The 17,395-nt window shown below is 63.0% G+C and carries 14 protein-coding genes; 6 read left to right on the top strand and 8 right to left on the bottom strand.

Annotation, left to right across the window (positions count from 1 at the left end; all coding sequences use genetic code 11):
• The first annotated feature begins 2 nt into the window (after positions 1 to 2).
• The 3 genes from VGO12_RS23050 to VGO12_RS23040 are packed head-to-tail and all read left to right on the top strand — an operon-like array spanning position 3 to position 2,644.
• Complete coding sequence (locus VGO12_RS23050; RefSeq protein ID WP_327515065.1) at positions 3 to 710, top strand: XdhC family protein; 708 nt, start codon at positions 3 to 5, stop codon at positions 708 to 710.
• Complete coding sequence (locus VGO12_RS23045) at positions 707 to 2,323, top strand: molybdopterin-binding/glycosyltransferase family 2 protein (protein ID WP_327515064.1); 1,617 nt, start codon at positions 707 to 709, stop codon at positions 2,321 to 2,323. The genes VGO12_RS23050 and VGO12_RS23045 overlap by 4 nt, the downstream gene beginning before the upstream one ends.
• 3 nt (positions 2,324 to 2,326) lie before the next feature.
• Positions 2,327 to 2,644 carry a TfoX/Sxy family protein gene (locus VGO12_RS23040; RefSeq protein ID WP_327515063.1) on the top strand — a complete coding sequence of 106 codons (318 nt, stop codon included), beginning with the start codon at positions 2,327 to 2,329 and terminating at the stop codon, positions 2,642 to 2,644.
• An 82-nt stretch (positions 2,645 to 2,726) separates the two neighbouring features.
• Here the strand turns inward: VGO12_RS23040 and VGO12_RS23035 are convergent, their stop codons facing one another.
• The 5 genes from VGO12_RS23035 to VGO12_RS23015 all read right to left on the bottom strand — a co-directional run bounded on the left by VGO12_RS23035 (position 2,727) and on the right by VGO12_RS23015 (position 7,607).
• Positions 2,727 to 3,158 carry an NUDIX domain-containing protein gene (locus VGO12_RS23035; protein WP_327515062.1) on the bottom strand — a complete coding sequence of 144 codons (432 nt, stop codon included), beginning with the start codon at positions 3,156 to 3,158 and terminating at the stop codon, positions 2,727 to 2,729.
• 8 nt (positions 3,159 to 3,166) lie between these two features.
• On the bottom strand, positions 3,167 to 4,675 hold the full coding sequence (locus VGO12_RS23030) for a DEAD/DEAH box helicase (RefSeq protein WP_327515061.1): 1,509 nt from the start codon (positions 4,673 to 4,675) through the stop codon (positions 3,167 to 3,169).
• Between the two features lie 200 nt (positions 4,676 to 4,875).
• The gene (locus VGO12_RS23025; RefSeq protein ID WP_327515060.1) at positions 4,876 to 6,204 is read right to left on the bottom strand and encodes a M23 family metallopeptidase; all 1,329 of its coding nucleotides are present in this window, start codon (positions 6,202 to 6,204) and stop codon (positions 4,876 to 4,878) included.
• A 102-nt stretch (positions 6,205 to 6,306) separates the two neighbouring features.
• A complete protein-coding gene (locus VGO12_RS23020) occupies positions 6,307 to 7,134 on the bottom strand; it encodes a ferritin-like domain-containing protein (protein WP_327515059.1) in 828 nt (275 codons plus the stop codon).
• Positions 7,135 to 7,139: 5 nt separating this feature from the next.
• On the bottom strand, positions 7,140 to 7,607 hold the full coding sequence (locus VGO12_RS23015; protein WP_327515058.1) for a peroxiredoxin: 468 nt from the start codon (positions 7,605 to 7,607) through the stop codon (positions 7,140 to 7,142).
• Positions 7,608 to 8,016: 409 nt separating this feature from the next.
• Here VGO12_RS23015 and VGO12_RS23010 point away from each other — a divergent pair, with 409 nt between their 5' ends.
• A complete protein-coding gene (locus VGO12_RS23010) occupies positions 8,017 to 11,409 on the top strand; it encodes a DUF3971 domain-containing protein (RefSeq protein WP_327515057.1) in 3,393 nt (1,130 codons plus the stop codon).
• Positions 11,410 to 11,459: 50 nt separating this feature from the next.
• On the opposite strand, the gene tyrS is transcribed toward VGO12_RS23010, so the two are convergent.
• Complete coding sequence (gene tyrS, locus VGO12_RS23005; protein WP_327515056.1) at positions 11,460 to 12,713, bottom strand: tyrosine--tRNA ligase; 1,254 nt, start codon at positions 12,711 to 12,713, stop codon at positions 11,460 to 11,462.
• A 99-nt stretch (positions 12,714 to 12,812) separates the two neighbouring features.
• Between tyrS and VGO12_RS23000 the strand changes: the two genes are divergently transcribed.
• Together VGO12_RS23000 and VGO12_RS22995 are read left to right on the top strand one after the other, a co-directional pair.
• Complete coding sequence (locus VGO12_RS23000; protein ID WP_327515055.1) at positions 12,813 to 13,949, top strand: anhydro-N-acetylmuramic acid kinase; 1,137 nt, start codon at positions 12,813 to 12,815, stop codon at positions 13,947 to 13,949.
• A gap of 260 nt (positions 13,950 to 14,209) precedes the next feature.
• Positions 14,210 to 15,424: a GGDEF domain-containing protein gene (locus tag VGO12_RS22995; protein WP_327515054.1), complete on the top strand. Its 1,215-nt coding sequence runs from the start codon at positions 14,210 to 14,212 to the stop codon at positions 15,422 to 15,424.
• Between the two features lie 114 nt (positions 15,425 to 15,538).
• Here VGO12_RS22995 and VGO12_RS22990 read toward each other — a convergent pair whose 3' ends face one another.
• Positions 15,539 to 16,339: an alpha/beta hydrolase gene (locus tag VGO12_RS22990; protein ID WP_327515053.1), complete on the bottom strand. Its 801-nt coding sequence runs from the start codon at positions 16,337 to 16,339 to the stop codon at positions 15,539 to 15,541.
• A gap of 223 nt (positions 16,340 to 16,562) precedes the next feature.
• Positions 16,563 to 17,240 (bottom strand): alpha/beta hydrolase, encoded by a 678-nt coding sequence (locus tag VGO12_RS22985; protein WP_043614433.1) that lies wholly within the window; start codon positions 17,238 to 17,240, stop codon positions 16,563 to 16,565.
• Positions 17,241 to 17,395 lie beyond the last annotated feature (155 nt).

Raw genomic sequence — 17,395 nt, 5'->3', positions numbered from 1 at the left:
ACATGAAACGTTCAATCCTCGAGACACTCAACCTGGCGCGCACCAACCGACGCGCCGCTGTCACGGTCAGCCATCTCGCTCAGGCAAGCACCGAGGTGTTTGTCGAGGGCGACGACTGCCCCGAGCCCTTGCGTCCTCTTGTCGTTCGCGCGCTGCAGTCCGGAAGGGCAGGCCTGGTCGAAACCGAGGCGGGGCCGCTGTTCGTCAATGCCTATCTGCCGCCGCCGCGCATCGTCGTCATCGGTGCCGTGCACATTTCCCAGGCGCTGGCGCTGATGTCGCCGGTGGCCGGATTCGACATCACAATCATCGATCCGCGCACGGCCTTTGCGACAGGGGAGCGTTTCAGCGGCGTCGACCTGATTGCCGAATGGCCTGAAGATGCGCTGAAGCTCAGGCCGCTCGACCGGTTCACAGCACTTGCCGCCGTCACCCACGATCCGAAGATCGACGACGACGCGCTGAAGGCAGCCCTTGTGGCCGGGTGCTTCTATGTCGGCGCGCTCGGCAGTCGCAAGACCCATGCAAAGCGCCTCGACCGGCTTCGGCAGGCCGGCCTTTCCGACGCACAGACCGGCCGCATCCAAGCGCCGATCGGCCTCGACATCGGCGCTTCCAATCCCGCAGAGATCGCCGTTGCGATCCTTGCCGAGATCGTCGGCGAGCTGCGGCGTCGCGACGTCGGTCCGCTGGAAGGCAGTGCGCCATGAAGTTCGGGCCAGTGAACGTCGCCGAGGCCGAAGGCGCGCTACTTGCGCATGCCGTCAAGGTCGGAGATGTCAGGTTGCCGAAGGGCCACCGGCTCACGCTCGCCGAGCTATCCGCCTTGACCGCTTCGGGCCTCACGGAGGTCATCGTCGCCAGTCTCGAACCCGGCGATTTCGTGGAGAACGATGCGGCGAGCCGCATAGCATCCGCAATAGCGCCGGACCACCTTCGCTTTTCCCCCGCTGCCACCGGCCGCGTGAACATCTATTCGCAGGTCGACGGCCTGTTCGTCGCCACGCGCGAGACGATTGACAGGCTCAACCGCATCGATGCGGCGATCACGCTCGCCTGCCTTGCCGACCACGTACCGGTTCGCGCCGGCGATATGGTCGCGACGATCAAGATTATACCGCTTGCGGTCGCTGGGCAGCTTGTCGAGGAGGCCCATCGATTGTTGATAGAGTATCCCGCCATCGAAGTGAAACCATTCAATCCGCACCAGGTTGCTCTTGTAGCAACCGAGTTGCCAAATCTGAAAAAACAGGTGATGGACAAGACGCATGCCGTTGTGGCCGCGCGCCTTCGCCAATCGGGCAGCGCCCTCGTTACCGAGCGACGGGTCGCACATACAGAAGCTGCCGTTGCCGCTGCGATCGACGAGCTGCGCGCCCACCATGACCTGCTGATCGTGTTTGGAGCATCGGCCGTCGCTGATCCGCAGGATGTCATCCCCGCGGCGATCCGGCAGGTTGGCGGGCGTGTCGATCACGTCGGCATGCCTGTCGATCCGGGCAACCTTCTCGTTCTTGGGCGCGTTGGCGAAACACCCGTGATCGGCGCGCCCGGATGCGCCCGCAGCCCGCGCGAGAACGGGTTCGACTGGATCCTCGACCGCATCCTTGCCGACGAATGGCCGAGTTTTGCCGACATTACCGGCCTTGGCGTCGGCGGGTTGCTCAGCGAAATCCCGTCACGACCCGAACCGCGCGACAATGCAACGGCGTTGCCGATTACGCCTGTCGAAATCGTGGTTCTGGCCGCGGGACGCGCCAGCCGCATGGGGCCGGAGGGCGGTCACAAGCTGCTCGCGACCTTTGGAGGCGTGCCACTGGTCCGCCGCAGCGTCGAAGCGGCAATTGCGGCAGCGCCCGGCCGGGTGACCGTCGTCACCGGCCACCGCGAAGCCGATATCCGCGCAGCCCTTGAAGGACTGGCCGTCCGTTTCGTCTCGAACCCCGACTACCTGTCCGGCATGGCGTCGTCGCTCACCGCGGGGCTTGCGGCCATTGGTTCGCGCGCCTCCGGGATGCTGGTGATGCTTGCCGACATGCCAGGCATCGGCTGCGAGGACCTCGCGCGGCTAACCGCACGTTTTCAGTCCGAAGACGGGCGCGCGATCGTGCGCGCGACGTCGGACGGCCAGCGCGGCAATCCGGTGATCCTGCCGCGCCAGACCTTTGCCGACATCAGGCGTCTCGTCGGTGACGTTGGCGCAAGGCATATCATCGAGAAGAGCGCCCTGCCGGTCATCGACGTCGAGCTCGGCTCGGCCGCAAGGCTCGATCTCGACACACCGGAACAGATCCTTGCTGCCGGCGGCACACTGGAGGAATGACACGTGGACAATGCTGCCATCGAAGAGATGTTCGAAACGCTCGGGCCAGTGACCATCAAACGGATGTTTGGCGGCAAGGGGATCTATTTCGAGGGCGTGATCTTCGCTCTGGAGGTCGATGGCGAAATTCTGCTCAAGGGCGACGAGGCGACGGCGTCCGCCCTTGAGCGAGCGGGGTCAAGACAGTGGGCCTATGACGGCAAGGGAAAGCCGGTGAAAATGCCCTATTGGAGCATTCCCGACGACGCCTTCGATGATCCGGATGAGATGGCGCGCTGGGTGCGGCTTGCCTATGAAGCGGCGCTGCGTTCAAGAAAATAGGGCGCGCCTGCCAAGGCAATCCGGTCGGTCGAGCGAAGTAACGCGATTGCAACAGGCCTAGCGAGGCGCGCTTGGGGCGAAGTTACGCCGCAACGCTCCGCTCCCGTTTGCGCAAGGCTTCGGCCGCGTCGGCGGTAAAGCGGGACAACGGCTGGGGCAGGGCGTCGAGATCGAACCACCCGAAGGCGGAAAGCTTGTCCGGCTCGGTAAGTCGAGGTTCGCCTGAGAAATCCCGGGTCACATAGATCATCGAGATCCAGTGCTGACGATCAGCCTCGATCACCTGTTCGCTCAGGCAGAGGAATTCGGTCGAGCCAATCTTGAGGCCGGATTCTTCTTCGGCCTCCCGGCAGGCTGCGGCCTGCGAACGCTCCATGTGGTCGACTTTGCCGCCGACGATGTTCCAGTGCCCGGCTTCAGGCGCATTGACGCGCCTGTAGAGCAGGATCTTGCCATCGCGCACGATCACCAGCCCGCAGCCGAAGCCCGGGAAATCAATGCCCGGCAGGCCCATGGGGGTGATCAGGCCTTGCCGGCGATCAGCATGAAGGCGGGGATCTCGTCGCCGAATCCAACAGGGGTCGGGCCGTCGTCATAGTCGCGGCGGTGACGGTTACGGCGGTCGCGATTGTCGTCATTAGCCGGGTTCGATGCACGCACCGGACGATCGCCACGGTTGTTCTGTCCCTGCTTGTTTTCTGCGTTGCGTGCCGGTTTCACCGATTCCGCCCTTTCCGCGACTGTTTCGATTTCGGCGTCACTATCGACGCGCACGGTATCCGATTTATGATCGGAACGACCCTTCGGGCCGCGATCCCCATCTTTTTTCCGATCCTTGCGGCCGTCACGGCCGCGCTCGCGGCGACCGGTGTCGTGGCTTTCCATCGGCTCGGGCAGATTGTTCAGATCGCCGTTCAGCCATTCGACCTTCTGGCCGATCAGCTTTTCGATCGCGTCGGAGAACTTCGTGTCACGCTTCGTCACCAGCGTGAACGACGCGCCCGAACGGCCGGCACGTCCGGTGCGGCCGATGCGGTGAACGTAGTCTTCCGCGTGGATCGGAACGTCGAAATTGAAGACGTGGCTGACATCGGGGATGTCGAGACCGCGGGCTGCGACGTCGGAGGCGACGAGCAGCTTGATGTTGCCGTCCTTGAAGTTGGCAAGCATCGTCATGCGCGAACGCTGGTCCATGTCGCCATGGAGGGCGCCGACGGAGAAGCCGTGACGGTCGAGCGAACGGAAGAGGTCGGCGACGTCCTTCTTGCGGTTGCAGAAGATGATCGCGTTCTTGAGTTCGTCCTGGGCGCGAATCAGATCGCGCAGAACGGCGCGCTTTTCGTAGTCCTTGGCGTGCGCTGCAACGAACCGCTGCGTCACGGTCTGGGCCGTCGAGGCCGGGCGCGCCACTTCGACACGTTCCGGGTTCTGCAGGAAGCGATCGGCGAGCTTCTGGATTTCCGGCGGCATGGTCGCCGAGAAGAACAGCGTCTGCCGCGTGAACGGAATCATCTTGGCGATGCGCTCGATGTCCGGAATGAAGCCCATGTCGAGCATGCGGTCGGCTTCGTCGATGACGAGGATCTCAACACCGCTCATGAGCAGCTTGCCGCGCTCGAAATGGTCAAGCAGACGGCCGGGCGTGCAGATCAGCACGTCGGCGCCGCGCTCTAGCTTGCGATCCTGCTCGTCGAAGGACACGCCGCCGATCAGAAGCGCGATGTTGAGCTTGTGGTTCTTGCCATACTTGTCGAAGTTCTCTGCGACCTGGGCAGCAAGCTCGCGCGTCGGCTCAAGGATGAGCGTGCGCGGCATGCGGGCGCGCGCACGGCCCTTTTCGAGCAGCGTCAGCATCGGCAGCACGAACGAAGCGGTCTTGCCCGTGCCCGTCTGGGCGATCCCCAGAATATCACGACGCTGCAGCGCCGGCGGGATAGCGCCAGCCTGGATCGGGGTCGGGATTGTGTAGCCCGCATCGGTGACAGCGGAGAGAACTTTTTGGCTCAGGCCAAGGTCAGCAAAATTGGTCAAAGGGAAATCTGTTTCCGTTCCGGTTCAATAGAACACTGATCGATCGATGGAAAACGCACGAGCACGTGGCCGCGCTCTTAAGCTGAACGCGGCTGAAAGTCAAGAAATCCAGCACGTTGAAGCAGCAAAAGGTGAAAGGCGGCGAATCTGTCGCATTTCTTGTCAAGTCGAGACGCGACGGAAGAGGCGTCGGGAGGCCTTCAATTCATGTAGCTGGCAAGCTTCCTGCTGGCATCGAGGAACCGCATCGGATCCACGGCCTCGCCGTTCAACCGGACCTCATAATGCAGGTGCGGCCCGGTGGAACGCCCCGTATTGCCGGATTTCGCGATGACGTCATCCGCATTCACGCGATCGCCGGCCCTTACCAGCACCGCCGACAGATGTGCATAGCGGGTCGAAACACCATTTCCATGGTCGATCTCGACCATGTTGCCGTAACCGCCGGTCAGACCGGCGTTCGTCACTGTACCGGGAGCAGCCGCGCGAATCCGCGTGCCGACCGTGGCGCGAAAATCAATACCAGCATGGAGCGCTAGGCGTCCGAGAAACGGATCGAGCCGGTTGCCGAAGTCGCTGGTGATGTCGCTCGCCGGCGAGGGGTTGCCGAAGGGCAATTGGCGAACCTGCGCGCGTGTGCGCTCGAGCTCCACGAGTGCCGTATCGAGTGCGGCAAGCGAACGGCCGAAACTGTCATCCTCGATCGGCTCGACGAACGGCCCGCCGATCGCCGTGTTGGAGGATGCCGGCGTTTCGCCCGGGCTTGCCTCTGCGACATCGCCAACCGGAAGGGCCACGCCCGTCCGCACCACGATGTTTCGGATTGCATCCGAAGTCTTTGCCGCGCCATCGGTCAGTTGCCTGACACGCTGCATCTGGTCACGTTCAACGTCCTTCAAGGAAAGCGTGACCTTCGAAAAAATGCGGTCGGCCCGGTCGGATGTTGATTCGGCGGCGTTGGGCGCTGCATAGGCAAGCGGCACAACGCCGGTTCCGCTGCCCACCGAAGCCGTATTCAGCCCCATCAGCTTCTCGATCGCCTTGACGCCGCCGCCCGCGTCGGCTCGCTCGCCATAGGCGAGGGGTTCGACTGCCGGCGGCTGCTCGGTCTCGGTCGACAGGCCGGAGTTCTCGGCCCTTTCGACCAGGGCCCCGAGCTTGCCGTTGCGCGATGTCAGCGCCATCTGCTGGCGCAGCAATTTCTCCACCTTGTCTTCGACAACCTGCTGATCGAGCAATTGCCGGCTGGTGACCCGGTCGACCTGTGCCCTGAGCGCAGTGATTCGGTCTTCGTATTCATGCTGCATGCGCGCCTGACGCGCGATCGTGCCGCCGATGAGGTCGTCACGCAGAACCAGATAGGACGTGGCCGCGAGGTAGCCGATGCTGCAGACACCGGCCAAGGAGACGGCCAGCGCCGCCATCCAGGGACGCACCGTCATGTGGCGGACCTTGTCGCCGCTCGCCAGGATCAGAACGTGATTCTGCCTGCGTTTTCCAAAGGCACGATTTGCCTGATGTCCAGACACCCGTTCTCTCCCGCATGTGCGCGTTGCCTCGCATCACCTGCGGATCATTACACTTCGTTAGGGTTAACAATCGGTAAGCATGATTGCATGGAGGTGACGCCGCTAGCGATTGGTCGAAGCGGTCATCGAACGGTAGAACGACGGCGTCAGCCCGGCCTCGGCGCGGGCAATGTCGTTGAACGGCGCCTTCAGCGGTCCACGAAAGTTTGCACGCACCAGCGCCTGGAAGGTCGCGGCCGGGTCCTTTTTCTCCCGGGCGCAGAGGAAGCGGAACCACTTGGCGCCGACGGCGACGTGGCCCTTTTCGTCCTCGTAGATGACGTCGAGCACGGCGGCGCTTTCGAAATCGCCGGTTTCGCGCATCTTGGCCTGCAGGGCAGGGGTGACGTCGAGGCCGCGCGCCTCCAGAATGAGAGGCACCACGGCAAGCCGCGCGGTCAGGTCGTTGCGGGTATCGTGCGCCGCCTGCCACAGCCCGTCATGGGCGGGCAGGTCACCATAGTCCGCGCCGAGATCGTTGAGGCGCTGCCGGACCATCCGGAAGTGCTTGGCCTCTTCGAAGGCGACCCGCATCCAGCCGTCGAAGAAGGAATTGGGCACCGCTTCGGTCGCGAAACGGGCGACGATATCGAGCGCCAGGTCAACGGCATTCAATTCGATATGCGCAATCGAGTGCAGGAGCGCGATGCGGCCCTTCAGCGAGCCGAGCGACCGCCGCTTGACCTGCGTCGGCGGTGTCAGCTCGGGCTTTTCCGGACGGCCAGGGCGGGCGGGCACGGGTCTGTCGAGCGGCGAACGCAGCGACAGCGAGCGGCGCTGCCAGCGCCTGGCCGCTTCCTGGGCGAGCGCGGTCTTGATGTCGAGGTCCGCGGCACGGATCGCCTCGACCGCACCGCCGCGCAGGCTGTGGAACGCGGGCAATTCAGTCATCGGCCTCAGAGAGCCTTTGCGGCTTCAAGGACATCCTCAGCGTGGCCGTCGACCTTCACCTTCTCCCACACTCTCTTGACGACGCCATCGGCGCCGATCAGGAAGGTGCAACGTTCGACGCCCATGTACTTGCGGCCGTACATCATTTTTTCGACCCAGACGCCATAGGCTTCGACGACGGCCTTCTCCTCGTCGGCGGCGAGCGGAACCGTGAGATTGTGCTTCTTGGCAAAGCGCTCGTGCTTCTTCACCGAATCGGGCGAGAGCCCGATCAGCGCTATACCGGCGCTGGCGAAGTCGTTCGCAAGTGCTGAAAACGAGATCGCCTCAAGCGTGCACGCCTGCGTGTCGTCCTTCGGGTAAAAGAAGAGCACGACCGGCTGGCCCCGCATCGCGGATAACGAAACCGTGCCACCACCGTCGCGCGGCAGTGTGAAGTCGGGAGCGACATCTCCTGGAACGGGTCTTGCCATGATGAAACCTTCCTTCCGCCAAGTTTTACAGACAATAGCGCGCTACTTGCGTGTTTGCCTTGCTCGTCACCTGTGAAAGGGCAAAACACGCGGCGGCTCAACGTGCAACAGCGACTTTTGCGTGTCTCGCAAGGTGGACGGCGCTTCGGGCATAGCGAAAATCGTCGACCGCCGTCCAGCGCATTTGTGCTAGATTCGACAGGTTTCCGACGGCATCCGCCGCTACGAAACATTACTTTCGCCTGCGCGCGCGATTCCCGCTGCAGGTGGTGGCTGTCCACAGCATGGTCCCGCGCCTGTGGTGACTTTGCACGACGACATGTGGTCTACATGGGGCGAGAAATGGCCGTCCGGCGCGACCGGGAAGGGACGGCGACAAACACGTATTGAACGGAGGACGTCCGCGCTGATGAGTGAGATCCGCGGCGAAAAAGTCGGCTTTCGCAAGAAAGACATCGTCGCGTTGCATGCGTTGCCCTCGGCGCAGGCTCACGATCCCCTTATCGTGCACGCTCCACGCAAGAGCACGGTTCCGCGATTTTGCGCCAAGATTGCGCTGCTGACCTTTCTTTTGTTCTTTTCCATCGGCGCGATCCTCGTCACCGCGATTGAGAGCGGGATGATGGACAGCATGCTGAACGCGCGCGCCCGAACCGCGCTCAATGCAGCACTCGGCGACGACTACAAGGCCGAGGTCGGCAGCACGGTGGTGCGCATGACCGGCGGCGGCGCGCTCGCGCTCAAGGCCCGCGAGGTGTCGCTGAACGAGGCTGCATCCGGCCAGCCGGTGGCAAAGCTGCGTTCCATTTCGATTGCGCTCGACCCGCTGGCGCTGATCACCGGTCGTATCGCCGTATCCAGCCTTGAAGCGGAAGGCGGCGACTTCGACACCGGACTGCTTCCCAGGGGCGAACCGCTTGATCTGACCAGGATCCGGATCGCGGATGTCGGCGATGCGCTGGAGGCGATTTTTTCCCACGTCGATCGTATGTCGCAGATGGCGGCCGGGCGCGGAAGCCAGACGGTCACGCTGTCGGATTTCAACTTCTCCGTCGTTGGCGCGCGTGACCGCGTGGTTCCGGTCGTTGCGACGGCGCTTGAATTCAAGCGCGATGCCGGCGGCTCGATGAGCGTTACGGGCAGTGCGACGGTTGACGGAACCGCCGTTGACCTCAGCGCCAATGCGCTCGGGCAAAGCGGGCATGTGACCGGCTTCGAGGCGGCTATCACCAACCTGCCGCTCGCCCCATTCCTCTATCACGGCAAGTTGGGCACCGAGCCCGCCTTCGGCATCGATGCGATGGCCGGGCTGACCCTGAAGGCCACGCGCGCAGCCGGCGCCGCGAAGCCGGACCTGCGCGTCGCCGTGCGTACGACCAAGGGCGCCTTCCATGCCGGTGGGCTGGTCTCGACCCTCAATCCGTCGCAGATGGATATCGCCTATGACTTCGAGCGCTCCTCAGTCGAGATCCTGCCGTCCGCCATCAAGATCGGCCGGTCGAACTTTCCGTTCACAGGCGCGGTCATCGACCTCGACAAGATTGCCGGCGCGACCGAAAAAGGCTTTGCAATCGACCTGTTGCTGAAGAACGCAAGCTCGGCACCCGAAGACATTGCCGAACCACCGCTGATGTTCGATGCCAAGGCCAATGGCCGTTTTGTTTCCGGCACGCGGCAACTGATCTTCGACCAGCTCGCGGTATCGAGCCCGCTCGGTTCTATGTTTGGTTCGCTGTCTGTCGCCTTCGGCAAGACGTCACCACGAATCAGCTTTGCCTCGGTCAGCGACCGGTTGGATGCAACGGCGGTCAAGCAGCTGTGGCCGTGGTGGCTGGCCAAGGGTGCGCGCCGCTGGGCCATCGCCAACCTGTTTGGCGGCACCGTCACCAATGCAAGGATCGAGGTGTCGGTCGCAGAAGGCCGCATCGCCAACAACGAGGGTGAGCTGAAGCTCGGCGATGAGGAGCTCAACATCAACTTCGACATCGACGACACCCGCATCAACATCACCGGTGAAATTCCGCCGCTGCGCGACACGTCGGGGCGCTTCAAGCTGAGCGGCCAGCGCATGACGGCCGAAATCGAGAAGGGCACCGCGTTCTTTCCGTCCGGACGCTCGGTCGCGCTCAACGGCGGCGACTTCATTCTCCCCGACGTCTACACCAAGCCGCTGATGGCCGAGATGAAGATCGAGGTCGGCGGCAATGCGGACGCGATTGCCGAACTCGTCAGCTACAAACCGATCCAGGCCCTGCAGAAAACGCCGCTCCAGGCGGAGGATTTCAGTGGTCCGCTGACGGCTGTCGTGGGGGCGCGCTTTGGCCTGATCTCGGACCAGCATCCGCCCAAACCGCTCTATCAGGTGGAAATGCAGCTCGACAAGGTGACGGTGAACAAGGCCATGTTCGGGCGGCCGGTCGAAGATCTCGTCGGCACGTTCCGCGTCGACAATCAGCAGGCGGTTCTCGATGCCGACGCCCGGATCGAAGGCGCCAAGGTCAAGGTGGCACTGACGGAGCCGGTCGACAGCGGTTCGGCGGTCAAACGTTCGCGACAGATCTCCGGCACGCTCGATGACGGTGTCTGGCAGAAATTCGTCAAGGGCCTGTCGAAAATCGTCTCCGGACCGATCACCATCGACGTGACGATCGACGAGGCGGGCCGGCAGAAGGCAAAGATCGGACTGACCAAGGCGCAATTGTCGCTTCCCTGGATCGGCTGGAGCAAGGGTGTGGGCATCCCGGCCGAGGTCCAGCTCACGTCGAGCGTCGACGGCGACGTCTCCAAAATCACCGATTTTGCGGTTGCCGGCGACGGCTTCGGCGCACGCGGCGCGTTGCAGGTGGACGAAAACGGGCTCCTCTCGGCCGATCTCGACAACGTCCGCCTCGGGCAGGGCGACGATTTCGAAGTCGCCATCGACCGCAAAAAGGGAGGTTATGCGGCAACGCTCACCGGCGCGGCGGTCGATATCAGGCCGATCCTCGCTCAATTGAAGGCTGGCGGCGACCAGAACCAGGGCGACGGCGACGACGTCACCATCAAGGCCCAGCTTGCCCGCGTGACCGGCTTCAACGGCGAAGCGCTGTCAAACGTCAATCTCGTCTATGGCGAGCGCGGCCGCCAGATCGAGGACGTGAACCTCTCGGCCGTCACCAGCAGCGGCCAAGCGCTGGTTGCCAAGCTTGCCAAGGCCGGTGCCGACAATACCCTGGAGCTGACCACGGGCGACGCCGGATCGCTGGCGCGATTTGCCGACATCTACCAGAACATGCGCGGCGGCCTGCTCAACCTGAAACTGCGTGACCGCGGTGGCCGCTCCTGGAGGGGCAGCGTCGATATCCGCAAGTTCCAACTGGTCGGCGAGCAGCGGCTGCAATCGATGGTATCGACACCGACGGGTTCGGACGGCCGCAGCCTCAACCAGGCCGTCCGCCGCGATATCGACGTGAGCTCTGCCCGTTTCGAGCGCGGGTTTGCCCAACTTGCGCTCGACAGCGGCGCAATCCGCGTCGACGGCGGCGTGTTGCGCGGAACCGATGTCGGGGCCACCTTCCAGGGTACGGTGCGCGACAAGAACGGCATCATGGACATGACCGGCACCTTCATGCCGGCCTACGGCCTCAACCGCATCTTCGGCGAGCTCCCTCTCATCGGGGTGCTGCTCGGCAACGGTCGCGACCGCGGCCTGCTTGGCATCACCTTCAAGATGAATGGTCCCTTCAATCAACCGAAGCTGACGATCAATCCGCTGTCGATCATCGCCCCCGGCGTCTTCCGCAGCATCTTCGAGTTCCAATGAAAAAGGCCGGCGCAATGGCCGGCCCCTGTATTTGATCGCAACAGGCCTGCTTAGGCCGGGCGTACCAGAATGTGCTTCTTCTTGCCGAGGGACAGCTTGACGACATTGTCGCCGGTCACGTCGCCGGTGCCGATCACGCGGCGCTCGTCGCTGACCGCCTCGTCGTTGATCTTGATGGCGCCGCCCTGAACGTGACGACGCGCTTCGCCGTTGGATGCGGCAAGGCCGGCACGCACGATCAGGCTCAGCAGGCCGAGGCCGGCTTCCAGTTCTGCCGTCGGAATGTCGACCGAGGGAAGGTTGTCTGCAAGCGCACCTTCCTCGAAGGTCTTGCGCGCCGTCTCCGCAGCCTGCTCGGCCGCCGGGCGGCCGTGCAGCATGGCGGTGATCTCGGTCGCCAGGATCTTCTTGACCTCGTTGATCTCCGAGCCGCCAAGGTTGGAAAGCCGTTCGATCTCGGCCATCGGCAGGGTCGTGTAGAGCTTCAGGAAGCGGGTGACGTCGGCATCCTCGGTGTTGCGCCAGTACTGCCAGAAGTCATAGGCCGACAGCATGTCCGGGTTGAGCCAGATGGCGCCGTTGACCGACTTGCCCATCTTGGCGCCGGACGAGGTCGTCAGAAGCGGCGAGGTGAGCGCGTAGAGCTGCTGCGTACCCATGCGGTGGCCGAGGTCAATGCCGTTGATGATGTTGCCCCACTGGTCCGAGCCGCCCATCTGCAGGCGGCAACCGGTGCGCTTGTGCAGTTCGACGAAGTCGTAGGCCTGCAGGATCATGTAGTTGAACTCGAGGAACGACAGCGACTGCTCGCGATCGAGCCGCGTCTTGACGCTGTCGAAAGAGAGCATGCGGTTGACGGAGAAATGGCGGCCGACATCGCGCAGGAATTCAAGGTAGTTGATGCCGAGCAGCCAGTCGGCGTTGTTGATCATCAACGCGTCCTTCGAGCCTTCGCCATAGTTCAGGTAGTTGGAGAACACCGTCTTGATGCTGGCGATGTTGGCGTCGATCGTTGCCGGCGTCATCAGCTGGCGCGCCTCGTCCTTGAACGACGGGTCGCCGACCATGCCGGTGCCGCCGCCCATCAGCGAGATCGGCCGGTGGCCGGTCGCCTGCATCCAGTGCAGCATCATGATCTGGATGAGACCGCCGGCATGCAGGCTCGGCGCGGTCGGGTCGAAGCCGATATAGGCCGTCACGGTCTCCTTGCGGAACAGTTCGTCCAGGCCAGTCTCGTCGGAGATCTGGTGGATGAAGCCACGCTCGCTGAGGGTGTGAAGGAAATCGGACTTGAAACCGGACATGATCTGTCTCTCTTGCGGGGGGAGTTTTTGAACGAACGGGCGTTTAGCACTGTTTTTGCGCATAATCACTTCAAAAGTGATTCTGGAAACGTTGGCGCAATGGAACAGACAAGAACGGCAATCGGCCTGATGAGTGGCACGAGCATGGACGGCATCGACGTCGCGCTTGTGCGGACCGATGGCGATACTGTCGTCGAACGCGGCCCCGCAGCCGGCTTTGCCTATGACGCGCGCTTCCGCGACCGGCTGAAACAGGGGCTTGCAGATGCGAAAACGATGACGCAGCGCGATCAACGACCGGGAGCACTTGGTGCGCTTGAGCACGACCTGACCGTTCGGCATGCCGAAGCGGTGAAAATCTTCCTGCAGCAGAACGCCCTGTCGCCGGCCGACATCGATGTCGTCGGCTTTCACGGACAGACGGTGCTGCATCGGCCCGACGAGGCGCTGACCGTACAGATCGGCGACGGAGCCTTGCTGGCGCGCGAGATCGGGATAGACGTCGTCTACGACATGCGCGCCAACGACATGAAACACGGCGGGCAGGGCGCGCCACTGATCCCCGCCTACCACGCCGCCCTTGCGCGCGGGGCAAGCGACACCAGCCGTCTCATCGCCCCCGTCGTTTTCGTCAACATCGGCGGCATTTCCAATCTGACCTTCATCGGCGACAGCGAAGCGCTGGTCGCCTATGACAGCGGCCCCGGCAATACGCTGATCGACCAGTGGGTCGAAGCCCACGCGGGCATTCCCTATGACCAGGGCGGCATGATCGCGAGCGAAGGAAGCGTGCTGCCCGATCTTGCCGCGCGCTATCTTTCTCATGCGTTCTTCACCGACAAGCAGCGCCGTTCGCTTGATCGGAACGATTTCGCCCCGCCGGAAGGCAGCCAGGCGAGCCTTGCCGACGGTGCGCGCACGCTTGCCCATGTCACGGCGGCCGCGATCCTCAAGTCGGCAGGGCATCTGCCGCAACAGCCGCGGACCTATGTGATCTGCGGTGGCGGGCGGCTCAACCCGGTGATCATGCGTGACCTTTCGACGCTGGCCGCAGAAGAGGGGGCGGGCGTGCTCAAGGCCGAGGATGTGGGGTTCAACGGCGATTCCATGGAAGCCGAGGCCTGGGCCTATCTCGCAGTCCGCTCGCTTCGCGGCCTGCCGCTGACCTATCCGGGGACAACCGGTGTGCGCCAGCCGGTGAGCGGCGGCAAGCACGCCATCAAGCCTCAAGTTTGAAACGGACGGCCCGAGGCGAGGTCACCGGCGGCTTACTGCATGTTTCCTTTAATCGTAGCCGCTTAAAGGATAAAACCATGCAGAAAATCGAAGATCTACAGCGACCTTTGCGCGTCTGAAAGGAGGCGCGGCACTGTAGGGGCCTGTAGGGGCTTGCGGGATTAATCAAATCTTCGCATCGGCCAACTAGGATCGGCGCCGGTTGCCACCAGGGGTGGCGCAAGGCAAGTGTCCGCAGTCCGAAAGTTTCAGGTTCGTCGATGGGTGGTGCGATTTCTCTGCTGGCTGTGAACTTTATCATCTCGCAGATTTTCACGGCCGCATTCCTCACCATTGCCGCAAAGAGCCGTCAGCGCCGCTCGGCGCTGTGGTGCGCGGCGGGATTTTCCATCGCCTCGCTGTCGGCGGTCTGCGAAGCGATCGTTCCGTTTTCCGCAACGCCACGGCTGTTTGCGATTGCGGCCTTTGCCTGCGTTCTCGGTGGCTTCTGTCTTTTGCGCTTCGGCCTCGGCCTGTTCTACCAGGTGCCCGTACGTGCGCCGGTGCTCGTTGCCTGTTTCGTTGCCGGCGTTGCGCTCGACGTCGCAATCTTCGATCTGCCGCGAGGAACCTGGCAGCATTCCTTCTTCTATCAGATGCCTTTCGTGCTGATCCTCGCCTGGACCGCATCGGTCGTGATTCGCTCGACGCGCCGCTCATTTTACGACTGGCTGCTCTTCGGACTGCTGGCGCTATCATCAGCTTACTATTTCGCGAAGATCTACGCGGCTGTCGCGGTCGGAGCAGGCGCCACCGCCCAGGACTACGTTTCGAGCAATTTCGCCCTTGTTTCGCAGGCGCTTGGGGCGATGCTGATCGTCGGTGCGGGTCTCGCGATGCTCGGCGTCATGGTCAAGGACATCGTCGACGACGCACAGGCCCAGTCCGAAATCGACCTGCTCTCGGGGCTCTACAACCGTCGCGGCTTCATGGAGCGCGTCATGCCGCTGTTGCACGCCCGCGCCAGCGAGACGCCCGGCACGCTGATTCTCGCCGATCTCGACCGCTTCAAGCTGGTCAACGACACCTACGGTCACCTCACTGGCGATGAAGTCATCCGGAGGTTTGCCCGCGTGCTGATGGACGTCATGCCGAACCGTGCCGTTGCCGGTCGTCTCGGTGGTGAGGAATTTGCCGTATACCTGCCGTGCACGGAACTGGAGGAAGCACGCGTGGTGGCGCACGGAATGCGTGCCGCTATCATGTCACAACAGATCTCAGGCCTGCCGGAGACAGCGCGCGTCACGTCCAGTTTCGGCGTCGCAGTCGTCGGCCGCGGCGAGGCCCTCGACCCGGTGATGCAGCGCGCCGACGAAGCGCTCTACATGGCCAAGGCCAACGGCCGCAATCGGGTGGAGTGTGCGGAGACGCCGAAGACCGTCGTCAATCCGTCGGTGCCGCATTGGATCGCCCGCACGTCGGCGCAGGACGCCTAGCGCGCCGTGCGTTCGCATGAACGCATCAGGGACGCTCCAGTGCTTTGATTCTCCAGCACTTCAATTCCAGAGCTTCGCCCTCGGAGAGGCTATCCCAGTTGAAGGCAGGATGCTCTACACAATGCCTTTCGAGCGGAGGAAACGCGCCACGTCCGTAGTGAACTGATCCGGGTCCTGAAGCACGGAGAAATGACTGACGTCCGGCTGGATCAGCAACCCGGCGTCCGGGATGTGGTCAGCGAGAAACAGCGTATCCTCGCGCCGGATGACCTCCTCGTGGTCGCCGTCCGCGATCCAGACGGGAACCGCGATCTTCTTGAGGCCGGCGACCGTCATGTCCGGCTGGGTGTCCCACATCGCACCCATCTCGCCAAGGAAGGCGTCAAAGCTGCCTCGTCCAGGCAACAACTGGGCATACTCGTTGCGGGTTCGCTCGATGTATTTGTTGAACATCACATTGTCGGTCAGGTCATAGGTTCCATTGGGGCCACTGTTGGCGCCGAAGGCAAAGACTCCGGTGATGCGATCGGCGTGCGACATGGCGAGCAGGAGCCCGATAATCGCACCATCGCTCCAGCCGACGATGGCCGCCTTGGGCAATTTCAGATGGTCAATCAGCCCCAGGACGTCTCCGGCCATCAGCGCATAGCTCATGGCGTCGTCGCCGCGGCTGCTGCGCCCTTGGCCACGGCTGTCCATCACGATCACCCGCCAGGTCTCTAAGAGTGCGGCCACCTGACGCCCCCAGTAGTCGGAATTGCCGAGCCCGCCATGCAGGAAGATGACCGGCGGCCCCGAGCCGTAATCCCTGTACCAGATCCTGGCACCCGAAATATCGAAAGCACCCTCTTTGCCGCCGTCCGGAAGGCAGGGCGTGTCAGGAAGGGTGAGCCACTTCCGCTCGGCCGCCGACACGCTTGATCGCTCCATCATCGCTCCCTCCCGCCAGTGTCAGCCCGTCAGTGTCAGCAGGACTGTCCTGTCCCCAAACAGCCTAGGCTTGCACTATACGCCGATCACACCGTGCGGGAACTCATCATATCGGGCGAGAGCAAAAGGGGGCACCGCGCCGCGCGCGCCATAAAAAACGCCGCGCACCCTTTCGGATGCGCGGCGTCGGGATTGTCGGCGCGGCTTGTCAGCGAATGCGCTTGGCAGCCGGCTCCGGCGTCAGTTCGCCATTGAGGCGACGGTCGAGATAGTCCTCGCATTCGCCCATCAGGCCTTCGACCTGGCCGTTGAAGAAATGGTTGGCGCCCGGCACGGTCTTGTGGGTGATCAGAATGCCCTTCTGGGCTTTCAACTTTTCGACGAGGCCGTTGACGTCCTTTTCCGGCGCGACCTTGTCGGAATCGCCATTGATGATCAGGCCCGAGGACGGGCAGGGCGCCAGGAAGGAGAAATCATAGATGTTCGGCTGCGGCGCGACGGCCATGAAGCCTTCGATCTCGGGGCGGCGCATCAAGAGCTGCATGCCGATCCAGGCGCCGAAGGAATAGCCGGCGACCCAGCAGCTCTTCGAATCCGGATGCAGGCTCTGCACCCAGTCGAGTGCGGAGGCTGCGTCGGAGAGCTCGCCGGCACCATGGTCGAACTCGCCCTGGCTGCGGCCGATGCCTCGGAAATTGAACCGCAGCGTCGTAAAGCCGCGCTTCTGGAACATGTAGAAGAGCTGGTAGACGATCTGGTTGTTCATCGTGCCACCGAACTGCGGATGCGGGTGCAGGATGATGGCGATCGGCGCGCTCTTCTGCTTCGAAGGCTGATAACGGCCTTCGAGGCGGCCGGCGGGTCCGTTGAAGATGATTTCGGGCATTGGCTCTCCGGGGGTGTTCCTGGTTCGAATCTTGGCTTCAGATCGCGATCAGTCTTGACGAAAGCAGTCAGCTTTTCTAAAACCTAGTTTAGAACCGTTCAAAACTTCTGTACGGGCATTCCGCCCTGTGCTTCGTCTCATAAGGCAAGCGGCGC

The organism is Ensifer sp. (genome assembly GCF_035999135.1).
GTDB lineage: Bacteria > Pseudomonadota > Alphaproteobacteria > Rhizobiales > Rhizobiaceae > Ensifer.
Note: the sequence above shows the minus strand (reverse complement) of the source record. Positions and strands in the feature narration are given on the sequence as shown.

Coding starts and splice junctions, on each gene's coding strand:
- VGO12_RS23050 (WP_327515065.1), top strand. CDS start 3: ATGAAACGTTCAATCCTCGAGACACTCAACCTGGCGCGCACCAACCGA.
- VGO12_RS23045 (WP_327515064.1), top strand. CDS start 707: ATGAAGTTCGGGCCAGTGAACGTCGCCGAGGCCGAAGGCGCGCTACTT.
- VGO12_RS23035 (WP_327515062.1), bottom strand. CDS start 3,158: ATGGGCCTGCCGGGCATTGATTTCCCGGGCTTCGGCTGCGGGCTGGTG.
- VGO12_RS23020 (WP_327515059.1), bottom strand. CDS start 7,134: ATGACTGAATTGCCCGCGTTCCACAGCCTGCGCGGCGGTGCGGTCGAG.
- VGO12_RS23015 (WP_327515058.1), bottom strand. CDS start 7,607: ATGGCAAGACCCGTTCCAGGAGATGTCGCTCCCGACTTCACACTGCCG.
- VGO12_RS23010 (WP_327515057.1), top strand. CDS start 8,017: ATGAGTGAGATCCGCGGCGAAAAAGTCGGCTTTCGCAAGAAAGACATC.
- tyrS (WP_327515056.1), bottom strand. CDS start 12,713: ATGTCCGGTTTCAAGTCCGATTTCCTTCACACCCTCAGCGAGCGTGGC.
- VGO12_RS23000 (WP_327515055.1), top strand. CDS start 12,813: ATGGAACAGACAAGAACGGCAATCGGCCTGATGAGTGGCACGAGCATG.
- VGO12_RS22995 (WP_327515054.1), top strand. CDS start 14,210: ATGGGTGGTGCGATTTCTCTGCTGGCTGTGAACTTTATCATCTCGCAG.
- VGO12_RS22985 (WP_043614433.1), bottom strand. CDS start 17,240: ATGCCCGAAATCATCTTCAACGGACCCGCCGGCCGCCTCGAAGGCCGT.